Annotated in this window: 12 protein-coding genes; 6 read left to right on the forward strand and 6 right to left on the reverse strand. The window is 61.6% G+C overall.

The genetic code is table 11. The annotated features are described in order from the left end of the window. Positions 1-128: 128 nt before the first annotated feature. The 6 genes from rluB to HU811_RS20805 all read right to left on the reverse strand — a co-directional run bounded on the left by rluB (position 129) and on the right by HU811_RS20805 (position 5,167). Positions 129-1,364, reverse strand: coding sequence for a 23S rRNA pseudouridine(2605) synthase RluB (rluB, locus tag HU811_RS20780; protein ID WP_186657863.1), 1,236 nt, complete (start codon positions 1,362-1,364; stop codon positions 129-131). Positions 1,365-1,506: 142 nt separating this feature from the next. Further along, positions 1,507-1,698 (reverse strand): DUF1289 domain-containing protein, encoded by a 192-nt coding sequence (locus HU811_RS20785; RefSeq protein WP_047226978.1) that lies wholly within the window; start codon positions 1,696-1,698, stop codon positions 1,507-1,509. 160 nt (positions 1,699-1,858) lie between these two features. Continuing rightward, the gene (gene scpB / locus HU811_RS20790; protein ID WP_092393089.1) at positions 1,859-2,818 is read right to left on the reverse strand and encodes an SMC-Scp complex subunit ScpB; all 960 of its coding nucleotides are present in this window, start codon (positions 2,816-2,818) and stop codon (positions 1,859-1,861) included. An 11-nt stretch (positions 2,819-2,829) separates the two neighbouring features. Further along, complete coding sequence (locus HU811_RS20795) at positions 2,830-3,588, reverse strand: segregation and condensation protein A (RefSeq protein WP_092394861.1); 759 nt, start codon at positions 3,586-3,588, stop codon at positions 2,830-2,832. 72 nt (positions 3,589-3,660) lie between these two features. Beyond that, positions 3,661-4,290, reverse strand: coding sequence for an L-threonylcarbamoyladenylate synthase (locus HU811_RS20800; protein WP_047226981.1), 630 nt, complete (start codon positions 4,288-4,290; stop codon positions 3,661-3,663). A gap of 13 nt (positions 4,291-4,303) precedes the next feature. Beyond that, the gene (locus HU811_RS20805) at positions 4,304-5,167 is read right to left on the reverse strand and encodes a PHP domain-containing protein (protein ID WP_186657864.1); all 864 of its coding nucleotides are present in this window, start codon (positions 5,165-5,167) and stop codon (positions 4,304-4,306) included. 87 nt (positions 5,168-5,254) lie between these two features. Between HU811_RS20805 and HU811_RS20810 the strand changes: the two genes are divergently transcribed. The 6 genes from HU811_RS20810 (at position 5,255) to HU811_RS20835 (ending at position 9,504) form a co-directional block, all read left to right on the forward strand. Beyond that, positions 5,255-5,851, forward strand: a complete 597-nt coding sequence (locus HU811_RS20810; protein WP_076383722.1) for a septation protein A — start codon at positions 5,255-5,257, stop codon at positions 5,849-5,851. A 1-nt stretch (position 5,852) separates the two neighbouring features. Next, positions 5,853-6,152: a YciI family protein gene (locus HU811_RS20815; RefSeq protein ID WP_092393095.1), complete on the forward strand. Its 300-nt coding sequence runs from the start codon at positions 5,853-5,855 to the stop codon at positions 6,150-6,152. A 107-nt stretch (positions 6,153-6,259) separates the two neighbouring features. Continuing rightward, positions 6,260-6,670: an SH3 domain-containing protein gene (locus tag HU811_RS20820; protein WP_047226984.1), complete on the forward strand. Its 411-nt coding sequence runs from the start codon at positions 6,260-6,262 to the stop codon at positions 6,668-6,670. Positions 6,671-6,677: 7 nt separating this feature from the next. Further along, a complete protein-coding gene (locus tag HU811_RS20825) occupies positions 6,678-7,355 on the forward strand; it encodes a response regulator transcription factor (protein WP_047226985.1) in 678 nt (225 codons plus the stop codon). 295 nt (positions 7,356-7,650) lie between these two features. Then, positions 7,651-8,097, forward strand: a complete 447-nt coding sequence (locus HU811_RS20830; protein WP_092393101.1) for a Spy/CpxP family protein refolding chaperone — start codon at positions 7,651-7,653, stop codon at positions 8,095-8,097. A 66-nt stretch (positions 8,098-8,163) separates the two neighbouring features. Next, entirely contained in the window at positions 8,164-9,504 is a 1,341-nt protein-coding gene (locus HU811_RS20835; RefSeq protein ID WP_186657865.1) for a sensor histidine kinase, read from the forward strand. Positions 9,505-9,576: the final 72 nt, after the last annotated feature.

The following is a 9,576-nucleotide window of genomic DNA, read 5'->3' on the forward strand; positions in this document are numbered from 1 at the left end:
AGTGTGGGAGCGGGCTTGCTCGCGAAGACGACCGCACCGGCACCGTATCAATAACGCCAGACACAAAAACGGCAACCCAATGGTTGCCGTTTTTTCTTGCAGCTTGCCGCTAGAAACTCAAAGCGGCCTCACTCCGGCTTACGACGCCCAAACCCCGGACGCTGTCCGGAACCGGCCGGAGCACCACGGCGCTTGCCCGATGGTGTGTCGCGATCCACCAGCACAATACTCGGGCGCTTCTTCGGCGCCGGCTTGGCCGGACGCTTGGTGTCGGCCGGGCGATCGGCGACTGGCGTACCCCGGCCAGCCGGAACACCGCGACCTTCGCCGCGCTCAGTACGACCGTTGGCCGGACGTGGCGAGCGCGGGCCGCGTTCGCCGTCCTGACGTGGCGCAGGCTTGCGCGCCGGGCGTTCACCTTCGATCTGCGGCTCACGGGACGGACGCGGACCCGCAGCCGGGCCATCGGCGCCCGGACGCAGCGTGCGCACGCGCTCGGTCTTGCCCATCGGACGCGAGGATTTACGCTGCATGCGCTCCAGCTTGTCCTTGCTCTTGGCGGTCATCTGTGGCATCGCCACCGGCTTGAGGCCGACTTCGGCTGCCAGGATGTCGACTTCGTACTGGCTCATTTCGCGCCAGCGGCCCATCGGCAGGTCGGAGTTAAGGAATACCGGACCGAAACGCACGCGCTTCAGGCGGCTGACCACCAGCCCTTGGGATTCCCACAGGCGTCGCACTTCACGGTTACGACCTTCCATCACCACGCAGTGGTACCAGTGGTTGAAGCCTTCGCCGCCCGGTGCCTGCTTGATGTCGGTGAAACGCGCCGGGCCGTCTTCCAGCACGACGCCGGCCTTCAAGCGCTCGATCATTTCGTCATCGACTTCGCCACGTACACGCACGGCGTATTCGCGGTCCATTTCGTAGGACGGGTGCATCAGGCGGTTGGCCAGCTCACCGTCAGTGGTGAACATCAGCAAACCGGTGGTGTTGATGTCCAGGCGACCGATGTTGATCCAGCGGCCTTCTTTGGGCCGCGGCATCTTGTCGAACACAGTCGGACGGCCTTCCGGGTCGTCACGGGTGCAGATCTCGCCGTCGGGTTTGTTGTACATGATCACGCGGCGCACCGTTTCGGCGGCCTCTTCACGCTTGATCACCTTGCCATCGATGGTGATGGCGTCGTGCATGTCGACACGCAAGCCCAAGGTGGCATCTTTGCCGTTGACCTTGATCCGGCCCTGGGTGATCCAGGTTTCCACGTCGCGGCGCGAGCCTACGCCGATGCGTGCGAGGACTTTTTGCAGTTTCTCGCCTGCTGGGCCGATTTCCTGGCTGTCGTTCTGGTCTTGGTCTTTCATTCTGGGCACCTCCCGGTGTGGTCGGGTCAGGCGGGGCCTGACACGTTGAAAACAGGTCTATGACGAAGGGATCGCCAAAGGGTCGCGAATCATACGCTCGTTAAGACATTTGCGCATCAGAGACTAGTTGATCGACGAACCTTCAGCGCTTTTTCCGCCGACCGGTGGCGCCCAGTTTGATCAGGCGCAGGGCCGCTTCGGCCAACACCGTGCGCTTGTCATCCTTGTCGAGTTTCTTCCAGGCCTTGATCTCGCGCTTGCTGCGGCCACAACCGATGCAGATGTCGTCGTCGAACTTGCAGAGGCTGATGCAGGGGTCTTTGGTGGAGCTCATGATCATTTCCTGCTGCGCTGCATTACCGATGTGGGAGCGGGCTTGCTCGCGAAGAGGGAGTGTCAGGTTAATCAATGTTGACTGACCCACCGCCTTCGCGAGCAAGCCCGCTCCCACTCAGGGTTGAGGTGTGTCAGCAATATCTGCGACACCCGTCGGATCAATCCTCGAACTGGCGCCGTTCGTTCTCGATCGCTTCGGCCAGGGCGCGGGCTTCGGCTTCTTCGTCGCTCAATTCAGGCTCGGGTTCGCGTGGTTCGAGCGCGGCGACGGCGGCCAGGAGTTTTTCCCGGGCCGCGGCTACGCCAAGAATGTCTTCTTCTGGTTCGGGGTCAGGTTCGGCCTGAAGTTCAACTTCGCTGCCCGGTTGCGCGTGCTCATCCGTTTCGCCGTCAAGATCCGTTGCCTCACGCAGCAGATCGTCGAAATCGGTCTTGAGCCCCTCCTCCATGGTGTCCAGTTCCAGCAACAACGAATGGAAACTGGTTTCTTCCTTGGGTTCCTCTGGCTCGGCGCTGGCGTCGGCCAGTTCCTGCAAGCTTTGGGGCACCGGGGCGTCGTCGAACTCCAGCATCGGCTCCGGTTCCAGCTCCCGCAGTTCGGCCAGCGGCGGCAGGTCGTCCAGGTTCTTGAGGTTGAAGTGATCGAGAAAAGCCTTGGTGGTGGCAAACATCGCCGGTTTACCCGGTACGTCGCGATAACCGACGACCCGGATCCACTCGCGCTCAAGCAGCGTCTTGACGATGTGGCTGTTGACCGCCACGCCCCGCACATCTTCGATTTCACCCCGGGTGATCGGTTGGCGATAAGCGATCAATGCCATGGTTTCGAGCATGGCGCGGGAATAGCGCTGAGGCCGCTCTTCCCACAGACGCCCGACCCAGGGCGAAAACTTCTCGCGGATCTGCAGACGGTAGCCGGAAGCCACTTCCTTGAGTTCGAACGCCCGCCCCTCGCAGGACTTACCCAGCAGCGCCAGGGCTTTCTTGAACACGGCCGGCTCGGGCCGTTCGCCTTCTTCGAAGAGTTCGAACAAGCGCTCCATCGATTGCGGTTTTCCCGAGGCCAACAGGAAAGCTTCAAGCAACGGTGCCAGCTCGCGGGGTTCAGTCAGATTCATTGATTTGCTCGTTATTCGGCTCGTGCCCGCACGTGGATCGCTGCGAACGGCTCATTCTGCACCAGCTCGACCAAGGATTCCTTGACCAATTCCAGGACCGCCATAAACGTCACCACCACTCCCAGGCGCCCTTCCTCGGCGGTGAACAGTTCGACGAAGGGCACAAAACCGCCGCCTTTGAGCCGTTCCAGTACATCGCTCATGCGCTCGCGGGTAGACAGTGCTTCACGGCTGACCTGGTGACTTTCAAACATGTCGCCCCGACGCAGCACCTCAGCCATGGACATCAGCAACTCTTCGAGACTGACATCCGGGAGCAATTTGCGCGCTCGCGCCTCGGGCGCATCGAGCTTGGGTACCACCACATCGCGCCCGACCCGGCTCAAGCCGTCGATGCCTTCGGCCGCCACTTTGAAGCGTTCGTATTCCTGCAGGCGGCGGATCAGTTCGGCGCGCGGATCGTCTTCTTCCTCCTCGATCTCTGCCGAGCGCGGCAGCAGCATTCGCGACTTGATCTCGGCGAGCATGGCCGCCATCACCAGGTATTCGGCCGCCAACTCCAGGCGCACCGACTGCATCAACTCGACGTAGCCCATGTACTGGCGGGTGATCTCCGCCACGGGGATGTCGAGGATGTTGATGTTCTGTTTACGGATCAGGTACAGCAGCAGGTCCAGCGGGCCTTCGAAGGCTTCAAGAAACACCTCCAGCGCATCCGGCGGAATGTACAGGTCCAGGGGCATTTCCATGACCGCCTGGCCATAGACCATGGCGAACGGCAGCTCTTGCTGAGCACCGGCCTGGCTGTCGGCACTCTCAACGGCGGTTTCCACTGCGGACACTCAGGCCTCGACCAGGAACGGGGCTGGATCGCCGCAACCGATACGCACCACTTGCGGCTCGCCATCGGCGAGGTTGATCACCGTGGACGCCTTCATTCCGCCGAAACCGCCGTCGATGATCAGGTCGACCTGATGCTCGAGCAATTGACGCATCTCGTAAGGGTCATTCATCGGCTCCGTCTCGCCGGGCATGATCAAGGTCACGCTCATCAGCGGTTCACCCAGCTCGGCCAGCAACGCCAGGGCAATGGGGTGGCTGGGCACCCGCAGGCCGATGGTGCGTTTTTTCGGGTGCAGCAATAGCCGCGGGACTTCCCGGGTAGCGTTGAGAATAAAGGTATACGGCCCTGGGAGGTGGGCTTTGAGCAGGCGGAAGGTGCCGGTGTCGATCTTGGCGAACAGCCCCAGCTGCGACAGATCGCTGCAGATGAGCGCAAAGTTGTGCTTGTCATCCAGCTGACGCAGGCGCCTTACCCGCTCTACAGCGTTCTTGTCGCCGATCTGACAGCCGATGGCGTAGGAAGAATCGGTGGGATAGACCACCACACCACCGCCCCGAATGATTTCCACCGCCTGTTTGATCAGGCGCGCTTGCGGGTTTTCCGGATGAATCTGGAAAAATTGACTCACATGTTCTACCTGTTCAGACGGTGGCGGTAACGGGATCATGTTTGAATCTACACCATAGTGGTGGCAGATCTTCCGGCAACGGGCGATATTCGCCTATCTCGGACCAGCCTCCAGGGCCATGAAAATCACTGCCGGCGGTCACCAGCAGGCCGAACTCACGGGCCAGAATCGCCAGGCTGCCGACCTGCTCGGCCGGCTGATGGCCATTGACCACCTCGATGGCGTGGCCCCCTGCTTGAATATAGTCGGCCACCAGGCGACGGCGCTTGCTGCGGGTGAAATCATAGTGCCACGGATGCGCCAGGCTGACCCAGGCTCCGGCGGATCGCAGGGTCTGGACAGTCTCTTCCAGGGTCGGCCAGTGTTGCTTGACGTCCCCCAGTTTGCCGGCCCCCAGCCATTTGCGAAACGCTTCGGCGCGGTCCTTGACGAAACCTTCGCGCACCATCCAGTCCGCAAAGTGCGGGCGGGCCGGGGCGTTGCCACTGTCGCCCAGCTCCTGCTGGATTTGCCGGGCGCCCTCAAGCGCACCAGGCATGCCCTTGAGAGCAAGCTTGCGGCTGATCTCTTCGGCACGCAGCCAGCGGCCGTCGTGCAGTTGCGCAATGGCCTGGACCAGTGACGGCGCATTTACATCAAAACCGTAACCCAGTACATGAATGGTCGCGCCGCCCCAAGTGCAGGACAACTCAACCCCGTTGACCAGTTGCATGCCCAGCGCCGTCGCCGCGCCACGGGCCTCATCGAGGCCTTCGAGGGTGTCGTGATCGGTCAGGGCCAGGACTCGCACGCCGTGCTCGAACGCCCGCGCCACCAGAACCGCAGGCGCGAGGGCGCCATCGGAGGCCGTGCTATGGCAGTGCAAATCAACATTCACGAGAGTTTGTTACCTCAAATCAGCTGGCCCTATCGCGGCCAAGGATGTTTGTTATTATGCCGCCACATCCTGCTTCTGGCTGCCACTGTGAAACAATTCATCGACTTCATCCCGCTTCTGCTGTTTTTCATCGTCTACAAACTTGACCCACGGACCGTCGACATTGCCGGTCACTCCTTGACTGTAGGCGGTATCTACAGCGCCACCGCGATGCTGATCATCAGTTCGCTGGTGGTCTATGGCGCACTGTTCGTGGCCCAACGCAAGCTGGAGAAAAGCCAGTGGCTGACCCTGATCGCCTGCCTCGTCTTCGGCAGCCTGACCCTGGCCTTCCACAGCGAAACCTTCCTTAAGTGGAAAGCCCCGGTGGTCAACTGGCTGTTCGCCCTGGCGTTCATCGGCAGTCACTTCGTCGGCGATCGCCTGCTGATCAAGCGCATCATGGGCCACGCCTTGAACCTGCCGGACGTCATCTGGACCCGGCTCAACATCGCCTGGATCGGTTTTTTCCTGTTCTGCGGCGCAGCCAACCTGTTCGTCGCGTTCACTTTCCAGAGCTACTGGGTCGACTTCAAGGTCTTCGGCAGCCTGGGCATGACGCTGTTGTTCCTGATCGCCCAGGGCATCTACCTGTCCCGTCATCTGCACGATGCCGACACCACCACGCCAAAAACCGAGGACTGACATGCTCTACGCAATCATTGCCACCGACGTCGCCAACTCCCTGGAAAAACGCCTGGCCGCTCGCCCTGAACACCTTGAGCGCCTGCAACAGCTCAAGGCCCAAGGCCGCGTCGTACTGGCGGGCCCGCACCCGGCGGTAGACAGCAACGACCCCGGCGCGGCGGGTTTTTCCGGCAGCCTGATCGTCGCCGAGTTCGATTCCCTGGCCGCAGCGCAAGCCTGGGCCGAAGCCGATCCGTTCGTTGCCGCCGGTGTCTACGCCAATGTTGTGGTCAAGCCGTTCAAGCAAGTCCTGCCTTAACATCCCGATGCGTGATGAGCCTTCGCGGCTCATTGCGCTCAATCGCTCATTGTTCTCGTTTACCTGCCGACAACCTGTCTAATCTCGATTGGAATTCAGGAGTTGCAATGCGCAAAGGTCCGCTGTGCCTGTTAGGGGTCATGTTGGTGATCGGGGCTCCCGCCCATGGGGAAGAAAGCACCGACGGCAGTCATTCGACGCCCTTGTCCCTGAGCGCAGGCAGTCAGATCACCGAACTGCAGCAACGCTTGAAAAACAGCGAACGCATGCGCGAGGAACTGACCCAGCAACTGCAAAACGCCAACAGCGAACGCGAGAGCGCGCTGGTGAGTCGATTGCGCCAGGAGAACCAGCGTCTGAAGCTGCAACTCAAGGAAGCCCAGGCCAGCCCCCTGCCACGCCTGCTGACCGATCAGCAGCAGTGGTTCGTCATTGGTGCCGGGGTAGCGCTATTGGCCCTGCTCTGCGGTATCTTTGCCAGCGGTGGACGTAGACAACGTCGGCAATGGCTAAATTGAGTGAGTCATGAGCGAGCTGTTACTGATTGATGATGACCAGGAGCTGTGTGAGCTCCTCGGCAGTTGGCTGGGCCAGGAAGGTTTTCTGGTCCGGGCCTGCCACGATGGCCATAGCGCCCGCAAGGCTTTGGCCGAAACCGCCCCGGCGGCGGTGGTGCTGGACGTGATGCTGCCCGACGGCAGCGGCCTGGAACTGCTCAAGCAGTTGCGCAACGATCATCCGGAGCTGCCGGTGCTGATGCTCTCGGCCCGTGGCGAACCGCTGGATCGCATCCTGGGCCTGGAACTGGGGGCCGACGATTACCTGGCAAAACCCTGCGATCCACGGGAACTGACCGCCCGCCTGCGCGCGGTCTTGCGCCGCAGCCATCCGACGGCGGTGTCCAGCCAGATCGAACTGGGCGACCTAACGTTCAGCCCGGTGCGTGGGGTAGTCAGCATCGATGAGCAGGAACAGACCCTCACTGTTTCCGAAAGCCGCCTGCTCGAAGCGCTGCTCAAGCAACCGGGCGAGCCACTGGACAAGCAGGAACTGGCGCAGATCGCCCTGGGCCGCAAGCTCACGCTGTACGACCGCAGCCTCGATATGCACGTCAGCAACCTGCGCAAGAAAATCGGCCCTCACGCCGACGGTCGCCCACGCATCGTGGCGTTGCGTAGCCGTGGTTATTACTACAGCCTCTAAAGGTTGTGGCTGCTATTGAGCCCTAGAGACTGCGACTGCTACTACAGCCCCCAGAGGCTTTTGTGGCGAGGGAGCTTGCTCCCGCTCGGTTGCGCAGCAACCGCAAAATCTTGGGGCCGCTACGCAGCCCAGCGGGAGCAAGCTCCCTCGCCACAGGGGTGTGTGCAGGCCGTTTGTCAGCATCGAGCCAAACCGTCTTTACTCAAGCTTTACGCCCCCCTGACCGCCGCTGACCTTGATCTCCGTAATCTGCACACATCCGGAACTGACCGGGAACGAGACAAGGAGATACACCATGCGCAAGACCCTTATCGCTCTGATGTTCGCTGCGGCCCTGCCTACTGTCGCGATGGCCATGCCGGAAGGCGCCGGCCCGATGGGCCCCATGGGGCCGATGGACGGCCCGCGTCACGGCGGCCAGATGCACCACAAAGGTCCGTACAGCCAATTGGACCTGAGCCGCGAACAGCGCCAGCAAATCCGTAAGATCATGGGCGAACAGCGCCACGAGCGCCGCGAACTGGTAGAAAAGTACCTGGCCAAACTGTCACCTGCCGATCAGAAAGCCATGAAAGATGAAATGGCGGCCCGGCACGAAAAAGTCGACGCCCAGATCCGTGGGTTGTTGAAGCCTGAGCAACAAAAAGAGTTTGACGCGATTCAGAAGAAGCAAGCCGAGCGTCGGGCCGAGTGGGCCGAGTTCAAGGCCTGGAAAGCGCAACAGCCGCAAAAAGCGCAATAATGCCCTGAAGCACCCCAGCCCAACGGCCAATCGCCGTTGGGCTTTCTTTGTTTTCGAGGATTTATCGTGCGTTCACTGTTTTGGCGCATCCTGGCCAGTTTCTGGCTGGCCATCGCCCTGGTTGCAGGGCTTTCGATTCTACTGGGCCACATGCTGAACCAGGACGCCTGGATCCTCAGCCGCCATCCGGGCCTCAACACCCTGGCTGAAGAATGGACGCAAACCTTCGAAAGCCAGGGCGAAGACGCCGCCGAGCAGATCCTGCAACAGCGCAAACATCAGTATCACATCAACGTCCAGGTGCTTAACGAGAGCGGTGCCCCGGTGGTACGCGGCACTTTCCCACGTCGGGCGCAGGCCTTCGAAGCGCGACAGAACAACAACGACCGACGCCTGCCCTGGCGGCGCTTGACCGACGAATTCACCAGCGCCAAAACCGGCGACACTTACCTGTTCATCTACCGCATACCCCACCCCGAACTGGATGCCTGGCACCGCGGCAGTCTGCTCTGGCCCCTCAGCGCGTTGGGTATCGCCTTGGTGGTGCTGACGTTGTTCAGCCTGTTGGTGACCCTATCCATTACCCGGCCGTTGAGCCGCCTGCGCGGGGCAGTGCATGATTTGGGGCAGACCACCTACCAGCAAAACAGCCTCGCCAAGCTGGCCAATCGCCGGGACGAGTTTGGTGTGCTGGCCACCGATTTCAATCGCATGGGCGCGCGCCTGCAAAGCCTGATCACCAGCCAGCGCCAATTACTGCGGGATGTGTCCCACGAATTGCGCTCGCCCCTGGCCCGACTGCGCATCGCCCTGGCGCTGGCAGAACGAGCCAACCCCGAAGAGCGGGAAAAACTCTGGCCGCGCCTGACCCGCGAATGTGATCGCCTGGAGGCGCTGATCAGCGAAATCCTCGTGTTGGCCCGGGTCGATGCCGACAACGCCAGCGCTGAAGAAGTGGACCTCAACGAGCTGCTGATAACCCTGCAAAAAGATGCGCAGCTAGCTTCACCAGAACAAAGCATGCAATTGAACGTTGAGCCGAACCTGACCCTCAAGGGCTGGCCAACCATGATCGAACGAGCGGTGGATAACCTGCTGCGCAACGCCCAGCGTTTCAATCCAACCGATCAACCGATCGAAGTCCGCGCGCTGCGCCAAGGGGAGCGGATCCTAGTCAGCGTACGTGATCACGGGCCGGGGGTGGAGGCCGAACACCTGGGTCAGTTGAGCGAACCGTTCTACCGCGCCCCCGGCCAGACCGCTGCCGGTCATGGCCTGGGCCTGGCCATCGCCCGCCGGGCTGCCGAGCGCCACGGCGGCGCGCTGGTGCTGGCCAATCACCCCGAGGGCGGATTCATCGCGAGTCTGGAACTGCCGTTGGTGCCGGGGGCTGTGGTCCAGCCTTAGCCCACCAATGAACAGTTGATCTGTTTATCCCAGGGCTATGCTGGCCCCTGTGGCGAGGGAGCTTGCTCCCGC

Origin of the sequence: Pseudomonas tehranensis, from assembly GCF_014268615.1 — a bacterium.
GTDB lineage: Bacteria > Pseudomonadota > Gammaproteobacteria > Pseudomonadales > Pseudomonadaceae > Aquipseudomonas > Aquipseudomonas tehranensis.

Bases quoted from the DNA above. Each gene is read 5' to 3' on its own strand.
- rluB (WP_186657863.1), bottom strand. From the start codon at position 1,364: ATGAAAGACCAAGACCAGAACGACAGCCAGGAAATCGGCCCAGCAGGC.
- HU811_RS20785 (WP_047226978.1), bottom strand. From the start codon at position 1,698: ATGAGCTCCACCAAAGACCCCTGCATCAGCCTCTGCAAGTTCGACGAC.
- scpB (WP_092393089.1), bottom strand. From the start codon at position 2,818: ATGAATCTGACTGAACCCCGCGAGCTGGCACCGTTGCTTGAAGCTTTC.
- HU811_RS20795 (WP_092394861.1), bottom strand. From the start codon at position 3,588: ATGGTCTATGGCCAGGCGGTCATGGAAATGCCCCTGGACCTGTACATT.
- HU811_RS20815 (WP_092393095.1), top strand. From the start codon at position 5,853: ATGCTCTACGCAATCATTGCCACCGACGTCGCCAACTCCCTGGAAAAA.
- HU811_RS20820 (WP_047226984.1), top strand. From the start codon at position 6,260: ATGCGCAAAGGTCCGCTGTGCCTGTTAGGGGTCATGTTGGTGATCGGG.
- HU811_RS20825 (WP_047226985.1), top strand. From the start codon at position 6,678: ATGAGCGAGCTGTTACTGATTGATGATGACCAGGAGCTGTGTGAGCTC.
- HU811_RS20830 (WP_092393101.1), top strand. From the start codon at position 7,651: ATGCGCAAGACCCTTATCGCTCTGATGTTCGCTGCGGCCCTGCCTACT.